Source organism: Ciceribacter ferrooxidans, assembly GCF_004137355.1.
Taxonomy (GTDB): Bacteria; Pseudomonadota; Alphaproteobacteria; order Rhizobiales; family Rhizobiaceae; genus Allorhizobium; species Allorhizobium ferrooxidans.
In genome coordinates this window covers 1-22,623 of sequence record NZ_SDVB01000082.1, presented here as the reverse complement: position 1 = coordinate 22,623, position 22,623 = coordinate 1, and the positions used below count along the sequence as shown (strand labels likewise).

The following is a 22,623-nucleotide window of genomic DNA, read 5'->3' as shown; positions in this document are numbered from 1 at the left end:
CGCTCACCAGAGGAATTTCTGACGATGAAAAACTCCGAAATCTCAGCCCGCAAGAACGAGGCCATCTCCCGCGGCGTCGGCATGACGACGCAGGTCTACGCGGCCAAGGCCGAGAACGCCGAAGTCTGGGACGTCGAGGGACGCCGCTATATCGACTTCGCCGGCGGCATCGCCGTGCTCAACACCGGCCATCGCCACCCGAAGGTGATCGACGCGGTCAAGAAGCAGCTCGACTGCTTCACCCACACCTGCCATCAGGTCATGCCCTACGAGAACTATGTGGCGCTGGCCGAGCGGCTCAACAAGCTCCTTCCCGGCGACTTCCCGAAGAAGACGATCTTTGCGACCACCGGCGCCGAAGCCGTGGAAAACGCCATCAAGATCGCCCGCTGCGCCACCGGCCGCTCCGCGGTGATCGCCTTCACCGGCGGTTTCCACGGCCGCACATTCATGGGCATGGCACTGACCGGCAAGGTCGTCCCCTACAAGGTCGGCTTCGGTCCGATGATGGGCGATGTCTTCCATGTCCCCTTCCCGATCGAGATGCACGGCATCAACGTCGAGACCTCACTCGATGTCCTCGACAAGCTCTTCAAGGCCGATGTCGATCCGAAGCGCGTTGCCGCCATCATCATCGAACCGGTACAGGGCGAAGGCGGCTTCTATGAAGTTCCGCGTGCTCTGATGAAGGCACTGCGCCAGATCTGCGACGACCACGGCATCCTGCTGATCGCCGACGAAGTACAGACCGGCTTTGCCCGCACCGGCAAGCTCTTCGGCATGCAACACCATGATGTCGCCGCCGACCTGGTGACGATGGCCAAGAGCCTCGCAGGCGGCTTCCCGCTGTCGGCCGTTACCGGCCGCGCCGAACTCATGGATGCGCCTGGTCCCGGCGGTCTCGGCGGCACCTATGCCGGCAACCCGCTTGCGATCGCCGCAGCACACGCCGTGCTCGACGTCATCGAGGAGGAAAAGCTCTGCGATCGCGCCAACCAGCTTGGCGCCCGCCTGAAGCAGCGCCTGCAGGGACTGCGCTCCGACGTCGCGCAGATCTCGGATATCCGGGGCCCCGGCTTCATGGTCGCCGTCGAGTTCGCAGTACCCGGCTCGACCAAGCCGAATGCGGATTTCACCAATGCGGTCCGCTTGAAGGCCTTGGAAAAGGGCGTCATCCTGCTGACCTGCGGCGTCTACTCCAACGTCATCCGCTTCCTCGCCCCGATCACGATCCAGGACGAGGTCTTCAACGAAGCGCTCGACGTCATCGAGAGCTCGATCCGGGAATGCGCGCAGGAGGCAAAGTAATGGCCATTTCGAACAGCCTTACATCCAGGCTCAAGGATCCGTCGCTTGCGACGGATCGGGCGCTTGTCGGCGCCGACTGGGTCTCGCAGAGCGAAAGCGGCAAGACCTTCGACGTGACGAACCCGGCGAACGGTGAAGTCATCGCCACCCTGCCCGACCTCGGCAAGGCGGAGGTGACCCGTGCGATCGACGCGGCCTACAAGGCGCAGAAGGCGTGGGCCCGCAAGACCGGCAAGGAACGGGCCGCGGTACTCCGCAAGCTCTACGACCTGATGGTCGCCAATGCCGACGATCTCGCCACCATCCTGACGATGGAAATGGGCAAGCCCTGGCCCGAGGCCCGCGGTGAGGTCCTCTACGGCGCCTCCTACGTCGAGTGGTTCGGCGAGGAAGCCAAGCGCGTCTACGGCGACACGATCCCCGGCCACCAGCCCGACAAGCGGATCCTCGTGATCAAGCAGCCGGTCGGTGTCGTCGGCGCCATTACGCCGTGGAACTTCCCGAACGCCATGCTGGCCCGCAAGATGGCACCGGCCGTCGCGGTCGGTTGTGCCATGGTGTCGAAGCCGGCGGCTCAGACGCCGCTTTCGGCTCTGGCGCTCGCGATCCTCGCGGAACGGGCCGGCTTGCCGGCTGGCGTCTTCTCCGTCCTGACGGCGACTGACGCGGCCATGGTCGGCAAGGAGCTTTGCGACAACGACAAGGTCCGCAAACTCACCTTCACTGGCTCCACCAACGTCGGCCGGATTCTGATGCGCCAGGGCGCCGACCAGATCAAGAAGCTCGGCCTAGAGCTCGGCGGCAATGCACCCTTCATCGTCTTCGACGACGCGGACCTCGATGCCGCCGTCGAGGGCGCCATGATCTCGAAGTACCGCAATGCCGGCCAGACCTGCGTCTGCGCCAACCGGCTCTACGTGCAGGCGGGCGTCTATGACGCCTTCGCGGCGAAGCTCGCCGAGCGGGTATCGAAGATGAAGGTCGGCGACGGTTTCGCGGAAGGCGTGACCACCGGCCCGCTGATTGACGAGAACGCGCTGAAGAAGGTCAGGGAGCACGTCTCCGACGCCGTCTCGAAGGGCGCCAAGGTCGCGATCGGCGGCGAAGCAGCCGAACAGGGCGGCCTGTTCTTCCAGCCGACCATCCTGACCGGCGTGACCTCCGAGATGAAGGTGGCAGTCGAGGAGACCTTCGGTCCGGTGGCGCCGCTCTTCAAGTTCGAGACAGAAGAGGAAGTGATCGAGCTCGCCAATGCCACCGAGTTCGGTCTCGCCTCCTACTTCTTCTCGAAGGACGTCTCGAAGATCTTCCGCGTCGCGGAGGCTCTGGAATACGGCATGGTCGGCGTCAATACCGGCCTGATCTCGACCGAAGTCGCCCCCTTCGGCGGCATCAAACAGTCGGGCCTCGGCCGCGAAGGTTCGAAGTACGGGATCGATGACTACACCGAGATCAAGTACATGTGCCTCGGCATCGAAATCTGAAGCATACTGAGACAGGAAAGCCCCGGAATGGCCTCACCATTCCGGGGCTTTCTGTATTGCGCCTGATGCGAGCCTCAGTTCTTGGCGCGCTCGACGTAGGAGTTGTCTTCGGTCGCGATGACGACGCGGGTGCCGGCGTCGATGTGCGGCGGCACCAAGGTACGGATGCCGTTCGAGAGCATTGCCGGCTTGTAGGAGGAGGAGGCCGTCTGGCCCTTCACGACCGGCTCGGTCTCGACGATTTCGAGCGTGACGTGGCGCGGCAGCTCGATGGCGAGCGGTACGCCTTCGTGGATCGACAGAACGCAGGTCATGCCTTCCTGCAGGTAGGCCTTCTGGTCGCCCATGGTTTCGACGTCGACGACGACCTGGTCATAGGTTTCCGGGTTCATGAAGTGGAAGCCTTCGCCGTCCTCATAGAGATACTGGAAGTTCAGGTCTTCGACGAAGGCACGCTCGACCTGCTCGGTGGTGCGCCAGCGCTCGGACACCTTCACGCCGTCAACGATGCGGCGCATGTTCACTTGGGTGACTGGAGTACCCTTGCCCGGATGGAAGTTTTCTGCCGTGAGCACGACGTAGAGCTTGCCGTCGACTTCGAGAACATTGCCCTTGCGGACGGAGGAGGCGATAATCTTGACCATTGGAATTCCTTGTATCTGCGAAAGACCCGTCGTAAAGGACGCCCATCCGCCCCGGGACATCTTCGAAACTTTTCCTGGGCGCAACTAACCCAAAATCCGCGAAATTGCCAGCCCGCGATGCAACAACCTTCGAGAAAGACGCAATGACCGGCCGAAGCACCGCCACACCGCCCTGGTGGACGCCGTCGACCCACGCCGATCGCCGCCCGTTTCTCGTCGGACGCAATGCGATCCAGGCGAAGCTGCGGACCTTTTTCGCCGAGCGCGACTTCATCGAGGTCGACACCGCGACTCTGCAGGTTTCGCCGGGCAACGAGGCGCATCTTCATGCTTTCGCGACCGCCGCGACCGGCCCCGACGGACGGACGGCGCCTCTCTTTCTCCACACGTCTCCGGAATTTGCCTGCAAGAAGCTGCTCGCTGCCGGCGAAAAGCGCATCGCCTGCTTCGCCCATGTCTATCGCAACCGCGAGCGCGGCCCGCTGCACCATCCCGAGTTCACCATGCTCGAATGGTATCGCGCCGGGGAATCCTACGAGCAGCTGATGGCCGACTGCGCCGACATCCTGGCGCTCGCAGCCGAGACGACGAAGACCCATGCGTTTTCGTATCGGGAGCGCACCGTCGACCCGCTCCTGGAACCGGAACGGCTGAGCGTCGCCGAAGCCTTCGACCGTTTCGCGGGGATCGACCTGCTGGGCTCGGTCGAAGAGAGCGGCGCGACAGATCGCGACCGGCTCGCCGCCGATCTGCGCCGGGCCGGCATCCGCTTCGCCGAGGACGATACCTGGGCTGATCTCTTCAGCCGCGTGCTGGTGGAGAAGATCGAACCGAACCTCGGCTTCGGCAGGGCGACGATCCTTGACGAGTATCCGGTGTGCGAGGCGGCGCTTGCCCGCCCCTCAGCACGGGACTGTCGGGTCGCCGAGCGCTTCGAGCTCTATGCCTGCGGCGTGGAGCTCGCCAATGCCTTCGGCGAACTGACGGATGCTGCCGAGCAGCGCCGGCGGTTCGAGGCCGAGATGACCGAAAAACAGCGCGTTTACGGCGAGACCTATCCGCTGGACGAGGATTTCCTTGCCGCCCTCGACATCATGCCGGAAGCGAGCGGCATCGCGCTCGGCTTCGACCGACTTGTGATGCTTGCGACGGGCGCGCCGCGGATCGAACACGTCCTGTGGGCACCGGTCGCGGAGATCGGATGATGGCGGCCCGCAGCATCACGACCGTCGACGAGCTCGTCGCGGCGGGCCTGATTGCAGCCGGAGAAGAAGCGTCCGCTGCCGCCGTCGCCGAGCACTATGCGATCGCCGTCACTCCGGCGATGACGAACCTCATCGACCCGTCCGATCCGCACGATCCGATCGCCGCACAGTTCGTCCCGACCGCCGCTGAGCTCGTCCGGACCGAGGAAGAAAGGGACGATCCGATCGGCGACCGGCCGTTCACGCCGCTGCCCGGCATCGTCCATCGCTACCCCGACCGGGTGCTGCTGAAGGCCGTTCACGTCTGCCCCGTCTACTGCCGCTTCTGCTTCCGCCGCGAGATGGTCGGCCCGCAAGGGGACGGCACGCTGACGGTCGAGCAACTGGCCGCGGCCCTCGACTACATCCGGGCGAACACCGGGATCTGGGAGGTCATCCTGACCGGCGGCGACCCGCTCATCCTCTCGCCACGGCGTCTCGCCGACATCATGCGGCAGCTGGCGACGATCCCACATGTGAAGATCGTCCGCATCCATAGCCGCGTGCCGGTCGTCGACCCGGAAAGGATCGACGCCGCGATGATCGACGCCCTGCAACAGGGCGGCAAGACCGTCTACCTCGCCCTTCATGCGAACCATCCGCGCGAGCTTTCGAAGGCCGCCCTGGAAGCCTGCGCCCGTCTGGTCGACGCCGGCATCGTGATGGTGAGCCAGACCGTGCTCCTGAAGGACGTCAACGACGACGTCGCGGTGCTCGAGGAGCTGATGCGCGCCTTCGTCGAGAACCGCATCAAGCCCTATTATCTCCATCATCCGGACCTCGCGCCCGGCACCGGCCATTTCCGGCTGTCGATCAAGGAAGGTCAGGCGCTCGTGCGCGCGCTCAGGGCACGGCTCTCCGGTCTTTGCATTCCCGCCTATATCCTCGACATTCCCGGCGGCCACGGTAAGGTCGAGATCAGCGAGCGGGCCCTGGCCGGAGATCCGGACGGGGGCTACCGCGTCACTGACCCGCAGGGCAGGATGCACCGCTATCCGGTAGAGAAATAAAGACGCTCCGGTCAATGTAAAATACTATCTCCTTCCTCCCCGGAAAGGGAAGCAAGGGCTCGTTCAATGGTCGGCGACGACCATTCTTGTGGTCATTTTTGTTTAACTACGGCATTTAGCGGAATCTTATGCTTTCACCCGTAGAACGCAAAACAACTGTCATCAGAAGTATATCTTGGGAAAGGGGACAACATGAACGGAGAAATTCGGGCTCTGCTCGCAAAACTCGGTGGGTTGCCTGTGTCGATCGACACGATCGACGACAATGGCGATCTTTACGCCGCCGGACTTTCTTCCTTCGCATCCGTCCAGCTCATGCTCGGACTTGAAGAAGCATTTGACATCGAGTTTCCGGATCATTTGCTGAATCGCAAATCCTTCGCGAGCATCGCCGCCATCGAGAACACGGTGAAGACGATCCTGGCCGACAGAAAGGTCGCGTAATGGACCTCTCCGCCACTGCCGAGAAGAACCTGAAGAGCCGCGTCAATCACGTGGCGACGGTTGCCGCCGCCTATGCCGACGAGGTCGACCGCGACAGCCGGTTTCCGAAAGAAGCCGTCGATGCGATGAAGGCCGAGCGCCTGCTTGGCGTCATGATCTCCGAAGAACTGGGCGGTGAGGGTCTTTCCATTTCGGAAATCGCCGAACTCTGCTCGACGCTCGGTCAGGCATGCGCCTCGAGCGCGATGATCTTCGCGATGCACCAGATCAAGACCTCGAGTCTCGTCACCCACGGCAACGACGCCGACTGGCACCGGAATTTCATGCGCCGCGTCGCCGCCGAGCAACTGTTGCTAGGTTCCGCCACCACTGAAGCCGGCATCGGCGGAAACCTGCGCAACAGCATCTGCGCCATCGACGTGAAGGACGGCCGCTGCTTCCTCGAAAAGGATGCGACCGTGATTTCCTACGGCGTCGAATCCGACGCGATCCTGATTACCTCGCGCAGCCACAAGGACGCGGCATCCTCCGACCAGGTGATGACCGTCTTCCTGAAAGACCAGTACACGATCGACAAGACCCATGTCTGGGATACGCTCGGCATGCGCGGCACCTGCTCCGACGGGTTCATGTTCCGCGGCGAGGCGCCTGCCGAACAGATCCTGCCCCATCCGTTCGCCGAAATCGCCGCGCAGTCGATGCTCGCGACCGCCCATCTCCTGTGGAGCTCCGTCTGGTACGGCATCGCGCTCGACGCCTTCATACGCGCCCAGAACTTCGTACGTGCGGCCGCTCGCAAGGCGCCTGGAACGCAGCCGCCCGGCCTGGTCCAGCTTGCCGAGCTTTCGAGCCAGCTTCAGACCGTCAGGTCCAACATCGTCGGCGGACTGCGGTCCTATGAGGACGCCTGCATGGATCAGGATCGATTGTCGTCCATGGGCTTTGCCGTTGCGATGAACAATGTCAAGATCGCCTCCTCCGAGATGATCCTGCCGATCATCAACCAGGCCATGCGCATTTGCGGCATCATGGGCTACAAGAACGGTACGCCCTACAGCCTCGGACGCCACCTGCGGGACGCCCATTCGGCACAGCTGATGATTTCCAACGATCGCATCCTTGGAAATACGTCGAACATGCTTCTGGTGCACAAACAAGAAACAAGCTTGCTGGGGTGAGACCGATGGACATGCAGAGAAGTTTCCTCGACCGCCTGTTCGAGTCCGGCCTCCTCATCGAGACCGGCGTCGACGGACTCTACGGCCGCGGCGGCCGCTTCGAAGACGTGATCGCTGCGTTCGAGCGGCTGATCGACCGCTTCGGCGGCGCCGATGGTGCTGAAGCGATCCGCTTCCCGCCCGGCATGAACCGCGCCTATTTCGAGAAGAGCGGCTACATGCGGAGCTTCCCGCAGCTCGCCGGCACGGTGCACAGCTTCTGCGGCAACGAGCTCGATCATGTCAGCCTTCTGAAATGCATGGATGCCGACGAAGACTGGACCGCCGAGCAAAAGGCGACCGATATCGTGCTGACGCCGGCGGCCTGCTACCCGCTCTATCCGACGGTCGCCAAGCGCGGTAACCTGCCGGCTGGCGGCGGCCTCTATGACCTGCAGTCCTATTGCTTCCGCCACGAGCCCTCCAACGACCCGGCACGCCAGCAGTTGTTCCGCATGCGCGAATACGTCCGCATGGGGACCCAGGCGGACGTCACCGAGTTTCGCCAGACCTGGATGGATCGCGGTGTCGAAATGATGAAGGCAGTCGGACTGCCCGTCGAGATCGACGTGGCAAATGATCCCTTCTTCGGGCGTGCAGGCAAGATGCTCGCCAACAACCAGCGCGACCAGAACCTCAAGTTCGAGCTGCTGATCCCGATTACCTCGACGACCAGCCCGACCGCGTGCATGAGCTTCAACTACCATCAGGATGCCTTCGGCACGAAATGGGGCCTGAACCTCGAAGACGGCTCGGTCGCTCACACGGCTTGCGTCGGCTTCGGACTGGAACGTATCGCGCTGGCGCTCTTCCATCACCACGGCCTCGACACCGAACAGTGGCCGGCGTCGGTACGCCAGACACTCTGGGGCTGACCTGCCGATGGCTGCCGTCTTTCCTGGGCTGGATCCCGCCGGCTACACACCGCATGCCCTTCACGCGAGTGAGCGGATGTGGCCCGAGACCAACTGCTACGTCGATCTCTGGATCGAGGTACTGGCCTCGCTCGGGCTCGCGCCCGAGGCCATGCTGGGCTTCACCCTTACCCAGGACTTCGAAGGCGACCAGTTCACGTTCTTCAAGGTACCGCTGGAGGATCTCGAAGGCCTCTACGGTATCCGTTGCACGGAACTTGCGATCTTCGACACGGTCGAGGCCCATGTCGCCGAGCAGATCGCCCGTGGGCGGCTCTGCCTCGTCGAGATGGACAGCTTCTTCATGCCCGACACCCGTGGCGTCGGCTATGGTCAGGAACACGGCAAGACCACGGTCGCGATCAACCGCCTCGACCCGGAGAGCCGCAGCATGGATTATTTCCACAACGGCGGCTTCTTCCACGTCGAGGGAGACGACTTCGACGGCCTCTTCCACCGCGGCGCCTGGCAGGAGGAACTGCCGTTCCTGCCCTATACGGAGTTCGCCAAATTCCCGGGAAAGGGGACGGACGAGCGCACCACGCGCGACGTCGCGATCACGCTGATACGGCGTCACTTCGCGCGGCGTCCCTCAACCAATCCGATCGCTGCCTTCGCGACGGTCTTCCCGACGCAGGTCGAAGCCATCGCGGAACGCCCCTTCGGCTTCTTCCACAAATACGCCTTCAACACGCTGCGGCAGGTCGGCGCCAATTTCGAGCTTCTCGCGAGCCATCTCGAATGGCTCCTGCCGGACGTGACAGAAGACGAACGCCAGCAAGCGCTGAAGATCTCCGAGACAGCGAAATCCGTCCAGTTCCAGCTCGCCCGGGCAGTCGCCCGGCGCAAGTTCGAGCCCCTCGTCGGTGCGCTCGCGCCGGCTGCGGAGGCCTGGGACAGCCTGATGGAAGGACTGGGCAAGCAGCTTGCCTGAAGGAGCCGAACGATGGCGGATCGCATCTATCCCGGCGCGGATGAACGTTCGCTGGAAAGCGGCTGGGCGCTGCTCCTGACCGAGAGCGGGCGCTATTTGCATCCCTCCGAGATCGACAGCCAGGCCCCGCGCCTTTCGGCCCCCGTTCCCGGCACCCTCGCACAGGCGCTGACGGCCGGAGGTCTCTTCGATCCCTCGTCCCCGCAACCGCTGCACGGCAAGGACGCCTGGTATTTCCGTTCGCTCGCGGGCGAGGCACCCGGCCAGGCGATCCTGCGCTTCGAAGGTCTCGCGACGATCGCCGAGGTCTTCGTGAACGGCGTACTGGTGTTCACCTCGGAGAGCATGTTCGAGGCGAACGACCTGCCGATTGACGTCACCGGCGACGACGAACTGGCGATCTGTTTCCGCGCCCTGCAGCCGCATCTCGACAAGCGCGGTCCCCGTGCCCGCTGGCGCCCGCAGATGATGGACCACCAGGGCCTGCGGCTCGTCCGCACCACCCTGCTCGGCCATATGCCCGGCTGGTGCCCGAGCATCCACCCTGCCGGTCCATGGCGGCCCGTCAGGCTGATCCGTCCCGCCGACATTACCCTCTCCGATTTGCGGATCACCGCCGATCTCGATGAAGACGGCACCGGCATTCTCAATCTCTCCTGCGCAAGCAGTGACCTTGGCACCGATGCCAGGATCGCGTGCGGCGGGCACGAGGCGCCGCTTCACCGGGATGCCGACGGCACTTGGCGCGGACGACTGGAACTTCCCGGCATTGCCGCCTGGTGGCCGCGTACACACGGCAAGCCGGCGCTGCACAAGGCCGAGATCCTGAGCGGCTCACACCGGCTGTCGATCGGCCCGGTCGGCTTCCGGCGGATCACACTGGAGCGTGGCGCGGACGGCAAGGATTTCGCGCTCAGGATCAACGGCCAACGCGTCTTCTGCCGCGGCGCGGTCTGGACCAGTGCCGACATCGTCAGTCTGCCGGGTTCTGCGGAAGACTACGCACCATGGCTTGCGAAGGCGGCGGACGCGAACATGAACATGATCCGGATCGGCGGCACCATGGCCTATGAAACGGCGGATTTCTTCCGCCTTTGCGACCGGCTCGGCCTGATGGTCTGGCAGGAGTTCATGTTCGCCAATTACGACTATCCGGTGGGTGATCCCGCCTTCGTCGGCCATGTGGAGCGCGAGGCGAGCGAGTTTCTCGCATCGGTCCAGGGATCGCCCTCGCTTGCGGTACTCTGCGGCGGCAGCGAGATCTATCAGCAGGCCGCGATGATGGGACTGCCCGCCGGCACATGGCAAGGCCCGCTGACGGAGGAGATGCTGCCGCGGGTTTGCTCGGTGCTGCGTCCCGACGTTCCTTATGTGGCGAATTCTCCGAGCGGCGGCGCCATGCCGTTCTCGCCCAATGCTGGGGTAACGCACTACTACGGCGTCGGCGCCTATTGCCGCCCGCTCGAAGACGCGCGGCGGGCCAACGTACGCTTCGCCGCCGAATGCCTTGCCTTCGCCCATGTGCCGCAGCAGGAGACACTTGACCGCCATCTTCCGGTCGCGCCGGTTCACGACCCCCGCTGGAAGGCGCGTGTACCGCGCGACCGCGGTGCCTCCTGGGATTTCGAGGATATCCGCGATCACCACCTGCACGAACTCTACGGGCAGGATCCCGCCCGCCTTCGCCGCGAGAATCCTGCCTCCTACCTCACCCTCTCTAGGGCGGTAACGGCGGAGATCGTCACGGAAACCTTCGCCGAATGGCGCCGCCCGGGCTCGTCCTGCAATGGCGCGCTGGTATGGACCTTCCAGGATCTCCTTCCCGGCCCCGGCTGGGGCGTGATCGATTCGACCGGAGAACCGAAACCGGTCTGGTATGCGCTGAAACGCGCCTTCCGTCCCGTCAACGTCTCGTTCACTGACGAAGGGACGAACGGCCTCGACGTCCACGTCGTGAACGAAGCCCCGCAGCCGCTCACCGCACTGCTGTCCGTTTCCTGCCTGCGCGACGGACGCCAGCAGGTCGTTGCCGGCGGGCGAAACCTGACGCTGCCGGCAGGAGGCGCGGTCTCGATACCTTGTACCGATCTCTTCGGCGCCTTCTTCGACACCACCTACGCCTTCCGCTTCGGCCCGCCATCGCATGACGTCACCGTCGCGCGCCTCGTGGACGAGACCTCAGGGAAGCTCCTGGCGGAAACCTTCCATTTCCCGCTCGGGCGCACCTCGGCATGGCATGAGGCACAAGTCTCGGCCGCTCTTGTCGAGGAAGATGGCGACTGGCTGCTGGAACTGCGGACCGATCGCCTCGCGCAGTCCGTCCACATCGCGGTCGAAGGCTACCGGCCCGACGACGACTGGTTCCATCTGACGCCGGGCCATGCCAAACGCATACGGTTGGTGCCGCGCGCGGGAACGACCCGCGACCAGAGACCGACCGGCAGCATCAGTCAGGTCGGAACCTCCACCATCCTCCATTTCTGAGCAGTGCGCGACCGCGCAACGGCTCACGCCTGCGGATCAAGGGCGGTCGCGATGGCGCTCAACGTGTCAAAATAGGAGAGCCGGGCGGGCTCCGGCGTCAGGTTGTGATCGGCGCCTTCCAGAATGGTGAAGTCCACATTCTTGTAACGTCGCAATCCGCTGGCCGAACTCCCGAACTGCTCCGCGAAATGATCGAGGCCGACGTCGTTCTCGCTGTAGAGAAGCGCGACGGGCACGCCCCTGTCGGACAGCGTGTGGAATGCACCGACGACCTCCCGCCGCATGACCCGGTTCTGGGGCAGCATATGGATGAGCGGCATCGCATGCCGTGCCAGCCGGCGCCCGAGAGCCCGCCCGATATTGGTCGCTGCGCGGGCGATGTCGATCCGGCCTTGCAGCAGTCGTTGGAAGGTTTCTGCCTGGAGCAGGCGTCCCTTGTAATCTCCGAGCGTGCGCGGAACGAAGCGTAGGGATTCGTCGATGTCCCGCTTCGGGTCCCAGTAGAAGACGAAGGGGTTTACGGCGACGACGCCCTGGATGCGAGCGTCCTGCAGGGTGCTGCGGAAGGCGAGGTAGGCACCGCTGCAGCGTCCGCTGGTGACGACGGGCAGCAGATGGCGCTCTTCGATCACGTCGACTGCCGCACGGACGTCATTGGATTGCGCCTCGTGGTAGAGAACCTGGTCCGGCAGGCCAGGGACGGGCGGACTATCGGCGACATTGGCCGTGTCGAAGCGCAGTGACGGAATGCCCTGCGCGGCGAGATCGCGCGCCAGCCGGACGCCGGAACGCGCCCAACCGGCGGCACGGTCATAGGCCGTGCCGACGAGAAGGACGGTCGCCCCCTTCCTTTCGCCGAGCGGTTCGCACAGCACCCCGTAGAGTCTTCCACCCTCTCCGAAATTGAGAGCCTCCTCGCGAAAGTCGGGACCATGGAGAACGGCGGCGTCAGGCGCCGGCAGCGGCTTGTCGCGCTTTTGTGGAGACGCCGAAGCCAGGTTCGTGATCCAGTCCACCACCGACAGCCGCACCGCTTGCGGCATCACGGCCGTCGCCGGATTGGAGACGAGATCGTCATAGCCCTGATAATCGGCCTCGGTGACCGCCGCGCCAAGTGCAACAAGCTTCGCGGCGAACTCCGTGTCACCCGGCCGGTCAGGGCGCTTCATCACGAGGCACTGCGGTGCAGGCCTCTCCTCGAGGGTTGCAGGACTGAACTTGCGGATATCGGCGGCAATCTCCTCCGGCATCGCGAGACCGGCGATGACGATCCCTTCGGCAGCGCGGTGCTCCTTGGCGATACCGAGCCCTTCCTCGACCATCTTCGCCCAGATCTGCATTTCCCGCAGGTAGGCACGACCGGATGTCACCGGTGCCAGCGCGACGAGGCCGGCAATGCCGTCGAGGCGGCGGATTGCTCGCAGCGCAATGACTGTTCCGAGCCCCTGCGCCACGATCACGATGCGCGAGCAACCGGACAGCGCGGCAAGCTGGTTCGCCGCCGCCACCACGGCATCGTCCCATATCGCCAGTCCGCCCGAGAAATCGCTTCTGTCGAGGGCATCGCCGGTACCCGGGTAGTCGAAGCGCAGGCTCGCGATCCCCTGAGCGGAGAGATCGTCGGCGATGATGCGCCAAAACTTGCGCAGGCACATCTCTTCGAGGCCCCATGGGCTGACGAACAGGACACCCACATCCGCGACGGTCTGCCCCTGCGCCGCCATGAAAAGTCCGATCGTCTCGGAAAAGGCGAGCGGCCTCGCTGCTGACGGCGCCCCGCCGAGCGCATCGGACGGGCTTGCTTGCTGTCTCATGATCGAGTTCCCCCCCAATGTTCCTCCCTGCATCAAGACTCGCCCCGACAATCGTCGTGCCTGCCGAATGCCAGCTTCACGATGCGGCGCGCCGCGGTTCCCGCCGCCCCCGGCAGGCGCGATGCGATGCTCTCGGCCACCGCCCCGTCCTCGACGGCGACGGCGCGGAAAACGCGCAACGCGACGATATAGCACAGCGCACCGGCAACAATTGCGAGCACGAGACCCGCCAGCCCGGGAACGAGCACCAGGACAAGCCAGGCCGCCCCGGCGCACGCGGTCGCCGCAAAAGCGATCCGCAGCAGGTTCCAGTAGAGCCCCGCCAGCGAACGCTCGAACGTCAGTCGGCGCATCATCAATGCGCTCATGAGTGCAAATACGACGAAACGCACCGCAGCCGCACCTTCCGCACCGTAAGCGGGAACAACGAGGAAGGCCCCGCCAACCATGGTAACGGCGCCGACGATGCTGACGACCAGGCGCTCGCGCACACGATCCAGAGAGAAGAGATACTGTGTGCAGATGAGGCCGAGCACATTGACCGGTGTTACCAACGCCAGGACGGCAAGCGCCGGACCGGCCGGCGCAAATGCCTCGCCAAAAATCGTTGAGATCAGCCGCGGCGAGATCACCGCCAGACCGAAGCTCAGCGGCAGGGTGATGTAGGCAAGGTTGCGGACGACGGCCTCGAAGACCGCGGCCGGAAGCGTCGTGCCACCGTGATCCTGCAGCTTCTGCGAATAATAGGGGACGAGACTGCCGGTGAGCTGCACCGGCAGCTGGAGCGCGAGGTTTGCCAACGACATCGCAGCGGCGTAGAAGCCGACGGTGGCGACACCCGAATAGCGCTCCAGGAAAAAGAACTCTACCCGGTTCAGAAAGATGGAATCGACGACGAACTGCACCGAGAGCAGGACGGACGAGCCGAAAAGGTAGCGGGGCGAGATACCGCAGTTATTCGCCCGCACAGCGAGGATGCCGGCCGCGTAGGTGAACTGAACCGTGAAACCGAGCGTGTAGCCGATGAGCGCGCCCGGAATGCCGAAGAACACCGCCCCGACCGCCACACCGGCCAGTTGGAGGATGCCCGAGATCGTCGAAAGCCGGAAGAAGGTTCCGACCTGCTGCTCGCCAAGCAGGTAATTCTTGGCGGACGACCCGATCGACTGAATGAAGAAGAGCACTCCGGTAATGACCACGACGACGGGCGCGCTGGTCGCCCAGTGCTCATGCTCCGCCAGCGCGAATACCGCCGCGTAAAGCGCGGTCAGAAGAAGGGTGGATCCGATGACGGGGCGAAGCAGATAGGCGGCGAAGCCGCGTCGGTCGGCGGTCGAATAACCCTGGCTCTTCAACTGGGGAAGCAGGCGAAGCAGCATTACCCCGGTTCCGAGCTCGGCCACGAGCGACGCGGTGACGGCAAGCCAGAGCGAGAAGGCGATGATGCCGTTCGCCTCCGGGCCGAGAAGACGCGCGGTGATGATCGAACAGGCAAAGCCGATGAGAAGAAGGGACAGCCCGGCGGCTGCATTCAATGCCGAATTCGCAACGATACTTTTGGCCATGAGGTAGTTTCTATCCGCCGGACACCGTCACGAGACTGCAATGGTTTCCTTTGCTTCTAGGCAGAAAAAGTTTAAGGAACCCTCCACCCGCGGCGACCGCCGATTGGCGGCTTTACGGAGATTTAAGCGGGATTCGATATCCCTGCCGCATGTTCCCGCCAAACAGCCACGGTGTCATTTGCAGATCGTCTTTCTCGTAGCTTCGGCCCAGGACAAGATGTGCGGCGTCGCCGACTACACGGGCAGGCTCGCCACCGCACTTCGGGACGCCGGCGCCTCGGTAACGGTCGAATATCTCGACTCCTGGTCCCTCCGGCACATAATGGAGATACGGCGTCACTACGCCGGGAGGAAGGACGTGGTATTTCACCTGCAATACCCGTCGCTCAGCATCGGCAAATCCGTATCGCCCGGGTTCTTGCCGCTGGCGCTACCAAACATCTTCGTCACCCTGCATGAATTCCGGATCTTCCACATCCTGCGCAAGATGGTGTTCCTGCTTCCAAGTCTCTTCGCCAAGGCGGTGATCTTCTCCAACGACGAGGAGAAAACGCTCTTCGCGCACTATTTCCCGTGGTCGCATAAGCGCCTCGCAGTCGTTCCGATCGGCAACAACATCCCGCGACTTGCCACGAGGAAGCCATCCGGCGGCAACGAGCGCATCGTCTACTTCGGGCAGATCTCGCGCAACAAGGGGATCGAGTTCTTCATCGAGACGATCGAGCGGCTGCGTGAAGGAGGTTCGTTCGCCGAGGTCCAGATGATCGGAGCGCTCGTCGAGACCGATGCCACCTTCGTCGACTACGTGCGGGGCTCGGCAAAGCGCCTCGGCATCGAGCTCAAGCTGAACCTGCCGCCAGAGGCGGTGTCGGAAGCGCTGAGCGAAGCGACCATCGCCCTTCTGCCCTTCCCTGACGGAGTTTCGAACAAGCGCGGCTCGGCGCTCGCCTGCCTGGACCACGGCGTGTGCGTGCTCACCACGCACACCGAGCGGACGCCCGAATGGCTTGCCGAGGTCACGTATCCCGTGACCGCCCCGGACGACGCCGTCGCCATGATTGGGAGGATCGCGCATGGCGAGGCCGCCCGCACACGCTCGCCGCAGCTTCTCGAAAGGGAGATGGCGGCACGCGACTGGCACGCCATCGCCGGCGAACACCTCCGCATCTACCGACAGACTGTGCGGTGACGGCCGTCGGCGGACGTGCGGGTCACTCCGCGAGAGCGGCTCGATAGACTGCGGTGTACTGGTCGACCACCGTATCCCAGGAATAACCGCCCGCCACTTCCATAAGCGCATGTCGCATCGTCTCAGGGTCGGATGCCAGGCCGGCAAACGCCGCCTCCACCGCCTCGACGGCCTTCGTTGCGTTCTCGAAATCCGTAAGGCGGACGATCGAGTGCTGCCCGGCAAGGCTGCGGTAGGCCTCGTTTGAATTGAGAACCGGCAGCAGGCCGGCGCTCATCGCCTCGACCGCGACAAGGCCAAAACCTTCATACTCGGACGCCGAGACGAAGATCGACGCATCGGAAATCAGTTGCCGGACGGTCTCGTTCGGCACCGCCGCGTGAAGGCCGACATGCTCCGTCAGTCCACGGGCCGCAACCTCCCGGCGCAGATCGGCTTCCGTCAGGTCCGAGGGAGATCCCACGATATCGAGGTGCCAGTCCGCATCCTTCTCGACCAGACGGACCGTGAGATCGAGAAGCCGCTCCAGCCGCTTGTTTACGGAGAAGCGGCCGATCGTGATCATCCGCCGTGCCGGAAGAGGGGCGGCGAGACCAGCGAATTTCCCTATGTCCACGCCGTTCTCGACGAGCACGGTACGATTGGCTGCGATCGTGTCGAAGAGATCAAGGTCCGAGCGACTGCAGCAGACGATGGCGCGATAGGCGAGACAGGATAGCCGCGTCACCGTGCGGAACCAAAGCCGCTTGATCGCCGCATATTTCTTCGTGTGGAAAAAACCGCCATGGGTCGTCGCGATCATCGGCTTGCCGTGGAAAGGACGCGTGACGGCGAGAAAGTCGAAGAAGAAGTCGACCGCATGGACATGCACCAGATCGGCGTCACGGATGTGCCGCAGCACCTGCGGAGCGACCGGATAACGGGTGCTGCCGAACCAGGGGACGCGCACGACCTCGACGCCGTCGATCATCTCCGAGGAGGGTAACAGCCGTTCGCGACCGGTAAAGAGGCTGTTGCATGTGACGACGCGGACGCGATAGCCGCGCGCCAGCAAAAGACGGCTGAGATTGCCGACAACGTCCTCGAGGCCCCCACGGCCGGGCACGTATTGCCGGACGACCTGGACGATCAGCGGCGCATGCCCCCTGCCCTGCACAGAAGCGGACGTCGTTTCGTTTTTGAGGCCCATGGGCGATCCTTCCGGCACCGCGAAGACCGATGTCGCGCGCCTTCCGCGTTCGAGCGGAATAGAAAGCGCGAAAACCTTAAGATCACGTATGTCCGGCATCTCGCCGCCGCCCGTGCCCGCCCCGGCCCGGCGCCCTTCAGAAACCGTTAACCATGATCTGCGAGGATTGTCTTGACCACTGCGGTTGCCGGAAGCCCTCGCCCATAGGCCCGATTCCCGATACCGGCCGCTCGTTGTGTCCTGCGGGATCGCAAACCCGCACCGGATTGCTCATCCGGAGGCTGCGGAAACGACAATCTCTGACCGGACGCGGTCTTGGGCAGGAAAATGGACATCGACATTTTTCAATTACCGGGGATCCTCAGACGCCGCCTGCGCTACGTAATCCTTACCGTGGTCGTCTGCCTGGTGCTTGCCTTCGTCTACGTCCTGCGTCTCACCCCGCTCTACACCTCGTCCACCGAGCTTCTGCTGGACCCTAAGGGGCTGGTCACCGGCGGCGCTGACCCGGTCAACGTGACGACGCCGGCTCCGCAGGACCAGTCCGCCGTCGACAGCCAGATCTACGTGATGCAGTCGCGCGCGACGCTCGAGGAGGTCGCAGACAAGCTCAATCTCGCCAGGGATCCGTTCTTCGCTACCGCGATAAAGAAGGCGAAAAACGAACGCGACCGGTTGATGGCTGTCGTCACGGCGCTGAAAACGCATGTGACGATCGAGCGGGCCGGCCAATCGCTCGTCTTCTCGATCAGCGCCGAGCACCCGAATGCCGCGACCGCGGCCGACATCGCAAACTCGATCGCCGCCGTCTATCTGCGCCAGCTCGACGAAGCTCGGGCAAACGCCGCGCGGCGCGCCAGCAGTTCTTTCCAGCTGCAGGCGAGTGAGCTGCGCGATCGCGTACTCAAGGCCGAGCTCGCCGTCGAGAAGTTCAAGGCGGAAAACGGGCTCGTAAGCACCGGGCAGCAGGGCCTGGTCATCGACCAGCAGGTTGCCGGGCTCAATCAGCAACTCATCGACGCCCGCGCGACCGAGGAGCGGCAGCGGACGATCTACGAACAGGCGAAGAAGCTCACGATCGACGCGATTGAGTCCGGCGCCATTCCAGAAGTCCTGCAATCAACCTCGATCGGCCTCCTGCGCGACCGTTACGTCAACCTCCTCGACCGCCGCTCACAGCTTGCGACGAGCCTCGGCGGCAATCATCCACAGATCAAGGCGATCAATTCCCAGATCGCAAACATGCAAAGCGCGATCGAGCAGGAGCTCGGCCGCGTCCGTCAGTCCATGAAGAGCAGCTACGAGCGCGCTGTCGCAGACACGAAAGCCCTCACCACGCAACTCGAAAAAATGAGCGCCACGAGCTTCGACAGCAGTGCGGCGCAGATCAAGATGCGCCAGCTCGAGAGCGAGGCGGACGCGGTACGTACTCTCTACAAGGCGTTCCTCAGCCGCGCCGAGGAACTCGGGCAGCAGCAATCGGTCAACACCGACAATTCGCGGGTGATCACCGCCGCCGTGCCGATGCCGAAATCTTCCACGGTACTGAAGCTGGTCATTCTCGTCGCGGCCGGCCTCTTCGGCTTCGTGCTGGGAAGTGCGCTGGCCGTGCTGCGCGAACTGCTGGCGCGTCAGGCCCCGACCTCGGAAACGCTCGGCCGGCGGACAGGATTTCCCGTGCTCGCTCGGATCAGGACGCCGCGCCCGCACACGAAACCGACCCTGCTCCGCCGCCTGCCGTTCGTGGGCGGCGCCGCCGAAGAGCCCCCGCTTCCGCTGGGCGAGAACCATCCGGCAATCCGCGCGCTTGCCGGGCAGCTCGTCGAGAGGCTCGGCGCACAGGCGCCCGCGACGGTGCTCTTTGCGACCCCCAAGCCGATGCGGGAAGCGACTGGCATCGTCGCCGACACGGTTCAGGCGCTTCTCGATCTCGGCCATGACGTGCTCTATGCACCCGGCGACCTCGCCGAACGCTCGCAGCGGCCGACGCGGTTCGGTCGTCCGAGCCTGCGCGGCGCCCTCGAGCGCGAACGCGAGGACACGGGTCCCTCCGGAGACCTTTTGAGGTATGATCTTTTCCGAGCGCGTCGGGGCTCCACCCGACCCATGCCCGAGGACCGCGGCCACCGTTTCGTGATCGTCAACGCCTGCGGCACGCAGGCCGCCGACTTCCTGCCTTCGCTGATGAGCCACGCCGACGCGCTCGTACCGATCCTCGACATGAGGGACACGCCGCAAGAGGATCTGGCGGGATATGTTGACGCGCTTGGGGGAAAGCCGGAAATCGTCCTCGGTACAGTCGTGGTGGAGGCATAGGCCGTGTCGTCCCGCTCGTCAGCTTCAGCACTCGCTCTGGCCGCCACAGGCGACGGTTGGAAGCAACATGCGTGCGGCTGAGGCCCTCGCGGCACCTCTGTCCCCGGAGGGGACGGGGATGGGCCCGGGCTGGGTGAGCCGGGCACGGCACAACATCGCCGTCTTCACGGTGATGGGCGGTCTTACCTTCAACCTGTTCCTCTGTCTCGTGAACACGCGCGTGACAGGCATACGCGACAGTCACGTCATGCTGTTCGAGATGTTGCTGATCGGCAGCGCCTTCCTGGCAGCCTTCACCCGCAAGCTCGACATCTATCTCGTGCTAGCTCTTTACGTGAGCTACATGGTGCTGCTCTTCGCGCTACGCGGTGCCGTCGATCTCAAGGCGCTCCGCGACATCCTGATCCCGATCGCCTTCTATTTCATGGGGACGCGCGTACAGGACCTGCGGCTGGCCGACCGGCTCGTCACCGCATCCATCGCGGTCGTCGTCGTCTTCGGTCTCTTCGAATACCTGCTGACGGATCTCTATCTCGATTTCTTCAACGTCCTCGGCTACTTCATCGCCCGCGGCACGGTAACGCCGGAGGAAGCCTTCGGAGCGACGAGAGGCCTCTTCATCAGCGGCATGCGCCCGGAACCGCGCTCGCTCTTTTCGTTCCTCGGGCAGCATCGTGTCTCGTCGGTCTTTCTGGAGCCGGTATCGGCGGGCAATTTCGGCGCCATCGTCTTCGCCTGGGCGCTCTTCCGCGCCGACATGCGCTACCGCTTCGTCGTCATGGCCGGCGCGATCCTGACCGTCATCTTGGCCGACGCCCGTTTCGGATTCTTCACCTGCGTCCTGATGACGCTCATGACACCCTTCTATCGCATTGTTCCGAAGACCATATGGCTGGCGCTGCCCTTCCTCATGCTGGCCGTGATCGCCGTCTACGGGCTCGCCACGGGTACGGAGGGCGGAGCAAACGACGTCGGCGGACGCCTCAAGGTCACGGCCGGCATCCTGACTCATCTCGATCTTCCGGTGGTTCTCGGAATTGCCGTGACCGACCAGTTCACCGCCGACTCAGGTCTCGCCTACACGCTTACCAAGTTCGGCCTCTTCGGCTTCATCGCGCTCTGGGCCCTGATGGTCATGGCGCCGATCCGCGACGCGAAGGCATGGTCCTTCCACTCGATGGTCATCATTTACCTCCTGCTGCTGATGGTCATCAGCAACTCGCTCTACTCCATCAAGACGGCCGCGCTCCTCTGGTTCATCCTCGGAACCGCCGATCGCATCGACTGGCGGGCACTCGCCCGGGGGCGGGTCAGGGACGACCGAGCGCCGGGCATTCCGCAGCCGACGATGAAAAATCCTTGAGCGCCGGGGCAAGCCCGGCAAGCTGCGGGCGATCGCCCTCGATCGTCGGCTGGATGTTCAGCGCCTCGGAAGACGGCCACCAGTCACCTGCCACCCAGTAGGCCCAGCCGACCCAGAGATCACGATTGCCTTCGACGACCCGCACCATGTCGGCAAGGGGCCCGACACAGGCCGCGTCCGCCGGCACGCCGAACTCGCCGAGATAGCCGCGCTTGTCGTGATCGCGCAGCCACCGTGTGAATACCTCGACGGCAGCGACCGCATCGGCGCCGCGATCGCAGCTCGAACTGGTTCCGGAAAAGTTGGAGTCGAAATACTGGTGGACCTCGTAGGCATAGTGATCCGACGGATCGACCACGCCGAGCATCACGTCGCCGTTGGCGCCGTCTGCCGATGATGTCTGCCAGCTATGGGCGCCGGTCCACGCCGTCCCCGGCACCAGAACCAGATTGCCGGCACCGGCGTTGCGTATCCCGGCGATTGCCGCATTGGCACCCTCAAGCCACTGGCCGGCGGGGATGTCGTGCGGTTCGTTCATCAATCCGAAGGAGACGTCCGGCTGGTTTGCGAAGACGCGCGCAAGCCGGCCCCAGAAGTCCGCGAACACCGCCACGGGAACGGCTGCCGAACCGATCGGCTCTCCCCGGTAACGGGCGTAATTGTGCGGGTCCAGAACGATCCGCAGTCCCCGTTCGCGCAGGCGCCCGACCGCCGCCACAAGACGCGCGAGCTCGGCCGGGTCGAGCTCTGCCCCGAGCTGCGGCTGCAGGCGCTCCCAGAGGAAGGGGAGGCGCACCGAGGTGAAGCCCTTCGACGCAAAATAGTCGATGGTCTCATTTGAGGGATAGACGTAATCCTTGCCTGCCGTTCCGGGCGGCTCGCCGAATTCGGCACCCGAGAGATTGATGCCGCGAAAGCATCCCTCCGTCGCCTGCCCCGGCGAGGCAGCGAGAAGCGCAATCGTGGCCGCCGCCGCGGCGATGCCAAAGAAGGAAGAGCTCCCGAAACGCAAACCGACGAACATGCAACCCCACCCGTAACGACGACGAAGCGGACGTTAGGACCGGCGGCGGCGAAAGGTCAAGGAAGCTCCGGGGCGCGCGCGCCAGAACAGGGCCTTGCAGCCCGACGACGGGAAATCGCTTGCGGAAGACGCAACCGGAACGGAATTTTCCGTCATCCGCCCTAAGCTCACCCTCAAGGAACGGGAGGTGACCGCATGCCGGAGACCATGTCCGTTCGGTCAGAAACGAAGGCCAGCGGCTTTGCGCGGCACGGCGAGTGCGCTAGAGCAGTCAACAATCCGCTCGCGACGGGAAAAGGGTGAAAGAACATGAAGAGCTACGTATTGACGGTTTCGTGCAAGTCGACCCGCGGCATTGTCGCGGCGATATCGGGCTATCTCGCCGGAAAGGGCTGCAACATCGTCGACTCCTCGCAGTTCGACGATCTCGACACCGGCAAGTTCTTCATGCGGGTCAGCTTCATTTCGGAAGAGGGTGCC

The 22,623-nt window shown here is 64.0% G+C and carries 18 protein-coding genes; 13 read left to right on the top strand and 5 right to left on the bottom strand.

Annotated features, from left to right (window positions below):
- Window positions 1–24: 24 nt before the first annotated feature.
- Window positions 25–1,308: a 4-aminobutyrate--2-oxoglutarate transaminase gene (locus EUU22_RS02015; protein ID WP_129330445.1), complete on the top strand. Its 1,284-nt coding sequence runs from the start codon at window positions 25–27 to the stop codon at window positions 1,306–1,308.
- The gene (locus EUU22_RS02010) at window positions 1,308–2,792 is read left to right on the top strand and encodes an NAD-dependent succinate-semialdehyde dehydrogenase (protein WP_129330444.1); all 1,485 of its coding nucleotides are present in this window, start codon (window positions 1,308–1,310) and stop codon (window positions 2,790–2,792) included. Before EUU22_RS02015 ends, EUU22_RS02010 begins: the two co-directional genes overlap by 1 nt.
- 74 nt (window positions 2,793–2,866) lie before the next feature.
- On the opposite strand, the gene efp is transcribed toward EUU22_RS02010, so the two are convergent.
- Window positions 2,867–3,436, bottom strand: coding sequence for an elongation factor P (gene efp / locus EUU22_RS02005; RefSeq protein WP_129330443.1), 570 nt, complete (start codon window positions 3,434–3,436; stop codon window positions 2,867–2,869).
- A gap of 143 nt (window positions 3,437–3,579) precedes the next feature.
- Between efp and epmA the strand changes: the two genes are divergently transcribed.
- The 7 genes from epmA to EUU22_RS01970 all read left to right on the top strand — a co-directional run bounded on the left by epmA (window position 3,580) and on the right by EUU22_RS01970 (window position 11,683).
- A complete protein-coding gene (epmA, locus tag EUU22_RS02000) occupies window positions 3,580–4,641 on the top strand; it encodes an EF-P lysine aminoacylase EpmA (protein WP_129330442.1) in 1,062 nt (353 codons plus the stop codon).
- Complete coding sequence (locus EUU22_RS01995) at window positions 4,638–5,690, top strand: lysine-2,3-aminomutase-like protein (protein ID WP_129330441.1); 1,053 nt, start codon at window positions 4,638–4,640, stop codon at window positions 5,688–5,690. Before epmA ends, EUU22_RS01995 begins: the two co-directional genes overlap by 4 nt.
- A gap of 192 nt (window positions 5,691–5,882) precedes the next feature.
- Window positions 5,883–6,134, top strand: coding sequence for an acyl carrier protein (locus tag EUU22_RS01990; protein ID WP_114364725.1), 252 nt, complete (start codon window positions 5,883–5,885; stop codon window positions 6,132–6,134).
- Window positions 6,134–7,312, top strand: coding sequence for an acyl-CoA dehydrogenase family protein (locus EUU22_RS01985; protein ID WP_129330440.1), 1,179 nt, complete (start codon window positions 6,134–6,136; stop codon window positions 7,310–7,312). Before EUU22_RS01990 ends, EUU22_RS01985 begins: the two co-directional genes overlap by 1 nt.
- A 5-nt stretch (window positions 7,313–7,317) precedes the next feature.
- Window positions 7,318–8,226, top strand: a complete 909-nt coding sequence (locus tag EUU22_RS01980; protein WP_129330439.1) for an amino acid--[acyl-carrier-protein] ligase — start codon at window positions 7,318–7,320, stop codon at window positions 8,224–8,226.
- Window positions 8,227–8,233: 7 nt separating this feature from the next.
- Window positions 8,234–9,199, top strand: coding sequence for a DUF1839 family protein (locus tag EUU22_RS01975; protein WP_129330438.1), 966 nt, complete (start codon window positions 8,234–8,236; stop codon window positions 9,197–9,199).
- A 12-nt stretch (window positions 9,200–9,211) separates the two neighbouring features.
- On the top strand, window positions 9,212–11,683 hold the full coding sequence (locus EUU22_RS01970) for a glycoside hydrolase family 2 protein (protein WP_129330437.1): 2,472 nt from the start codon (window positions 9,212–9,214) through the stop codon (window positions 11,681–11,683).
- 23 nt (window positions 11,684–11,706) lie between these two features.
- On the opposite strand, the gene EUU22_RS01965 is transcribed toward EUU22_RS01970, so the two are convergent.
- Both EUU22_RS01965 and EUU22_RS01960 read right to left on the bottom strand, forming a co-directional pair.
- Window positions 11,707–13,497 (bottom strand): alpha/beta fold hydrolase, encoded by a 1,791-nt coding sequence (locus EUU22_RS01965; RefSeq protein ID WP_129330436.1) that lies wholly within the window; start codon window positions 13,495–13,497, stop codon window positions 11,707–11,709.
- Window positions 13,498–13,529: 32 nt separating this feature from the next.
- The gene (locus EUU22_RS01960; protein ID WP_129330435.1) at window positions 13,530–15,062 is read right to left on the bottom strand and encodes a lipopolysaccharide biosynthesis protein; all 1,533 of its coding nucleotides are present in this window, start codon (window positions 15,060–15,062) and stop codon (window positions 13,530–13,532) included.
- A 178-nt stretch (window positions 15,063–15,240) separates the two neighbouring features.
- On the opposite strand from EUU22_RS01960, the gene EUU22_RS01955 reads away from it, so the two are divergent.
- On the top strand, window positions 15,241–16,251 hold the full coding sequence (locus EUU22_RS01955; protein WP_165351048.1) for a glycosyltransferase: 1,011 nt from the start codon (window positions 15,241–15,243) through the stop codon (window positions 16,249–16,251).
- A gap of 22 nt (window positions 16,252–16,273) precedes the next feature.
- On the opposite strand, the gene EUU22_RS01950 is transcribed toward EUU22_RS01955, so the two are convergent.
- Entirely contained in the window at window positions 16,274–17,440 is a 1,167-nt protein-coding gene (locus EUU22_RS01950) for a glycosyltransferase family 4 protein (RefSeq protein ID WP_129330433.1), read from the bottom strand.
- Between the two features lie 327 nt (window positions 17,441–17,767).
- On the opposite strand from EUU22_RS01950, the gene EUU22_RS01945 reads away from it, so the two are divergent.
- Together EUU22_RS01945 and EUU22_RS01940 are read left to right on the top strand one after the other, a co-directional pair.
- On the top strand, window positions 17,768–19,756 hold the full coding sequence (locus tag EUU22_RS01945) for a GumC family protein (RefSeq protein WP_129330432.1): 1,989 nt from the start codon (window positions 17,768–17,770) through the stop codon (window positions 19,754–19,756).
- A gap of 67 nt (window positions 19,757–19,823) precedes the next feature.
- Window positions 19,824–21,119, top strand: coding sequence for a UDP-phosphate alpha N-acetylglucosaminyltransferase (locus EUU22_RS01940; RefSeq protein ID WP_129330431.1), 1,296 nt, complete (start codon window positions 19,824–19,826; stop codon window positions 21,117–21,119).
- Here the strand turns inward: EUU22_RS01940 and EUU22_RS01935 are convergent.
- Window positions 21,067–22,143 carry a glycoside hydrolase family 5 protein gene (locus EUU22_RS01935; RefSeq protein WP_129330430.1) on the bottom strand — a complete coding sequence of 359 codons (1,077 nt, stop codon included), beginning with the start codon at window positions 22,141–22,143 and terminating at the stop codon, window positions 21,067–21,069. The two genes, EUU22_RS01940 and EUU22_RS01935, sit on opposite strands and share 53 nt — an antisense overlap.
- Window positions 22,144–22,452: 309 nt before the next feature.
- On the opposite strand from EUU22_RS01935, the gene EUU22_RS01930 reads away from it, so the two are divergent.
- Window positions 22,453–22,623, top strand: a 171-nt coding sequence (locus EUU22_RS01930; RefSeq protein ID WP_245484882.1) for an ACT domain-containing protein, incomplete at its 3' end; no start/stop codon positions are given.

Coding starts and splice junctions, on each gene's coding strand:
- EUU22_RS01980 (WP_129330439.1), top strand. CDS start 7,318: ATGGACATGCAGAGAAGTTTCCTCGACCGCCTGTTCGAGTCCGGCCTC.
- EUU22_RS01965 (WP_129330436.1), bottom strand. CDS start 13,497: ATGAGACAGCAAGCAAGCCCGTCCGATGCGCTCGGCGGGGCGCCGTCA.
- epmA (WP_129330442.1), top strand. CDS start 3,580: ATGACCGGCCGAAGCACCGCCACACCGCCCTGGTGGACGCCGTCGACC.
- EUU22_RS01945 (WP_129330432.1), top strand. CDS start 17,768: ATGGACATCGACATTTTTCAATTACCGGGGATCCTCAGACGCCGCCTG.
- EUU22_RS01950 (WP_129330433.1), bottom strand. CDS start 17,440: ATGGGCCTCAAAAACGAAACGACGTCCGCTTCTGTGCAGGGCAGGGGG.
- EUU22_RS01990 (WP_114364725.1), top strand. CDS start 5,883: ATGAACGGAGAAATTCGGGCTCTGCTCGCAAAACTCGGTGGGTTGCCT.
- EUU22_RS01940 (WP_129330431.1), top strand. CDS start 19,824: ATGCGTGCGGCTGAGGCCCTCGCGGCACCTCTGTCCCCGGAGGGGACG.
- EUU22_RS01935 (WP_129330430.1), bottom strand. CDS start 22,143: ATGTTCGTCGGTTTGCGTTTCGGGAGCTCTTCCTTCTTTGGCATCGCC.
- EUU22_RS01985 (WP_129330440.1), top strand. CDS start 6,134: ATGGACCTCTCCGCCACTGCCGAGAAGAACCTGAAGAGCCGCGTCAAT.
- efp (WP_129330443.1), bottom strand. CDS start 3,436: ATGGTCAAGATTATCGCCTCCTCCGTCCGCAAGGGCAATGTTCTCGAA.
- EUU22_RS02010 (WP_129330444.1), top strand. CDS start 1,308: ATGGCCATTTCGAACAGCCTTACATCCAGGCTCAAGGATCCGTCGCTT.
- EUU22_RS01975 (WP_129330438.1), top strand. CDS start 8,234: ATGGCTGCCGTCTTTCCTGGGCTGGATCCCGCCGGCTACACACCGCAT.
- EUU22_RS02015 (WP_129330445.1), top strand. CDS start 25: ATGAAAAACTCCGAAATCTCAGCCCGCAAGAACGAGGCCATCTCCCGC.
- EUU22_RS01970 (WP_129330437.1), top strand. CDS start 9,212: ATGGCGGATCGCATCTATCCCGGCGCGGATGAACGTTCGCTGGAAAGC.
- EUU22_RS01995 (WP_129330441.1), top strand. CDS start 4,638: ATGATGGCGGCCCGCAGCATCACGACCGTCGACGAGCTCGTCGCGGCG.
- EUU22_RS01960 (WP_129330435.1), bottom strand. CDS start 15,062: ATGGCCAAAAGTATCGTTGCGAATTCGGCATTGAATGCAGCCGCCGGG.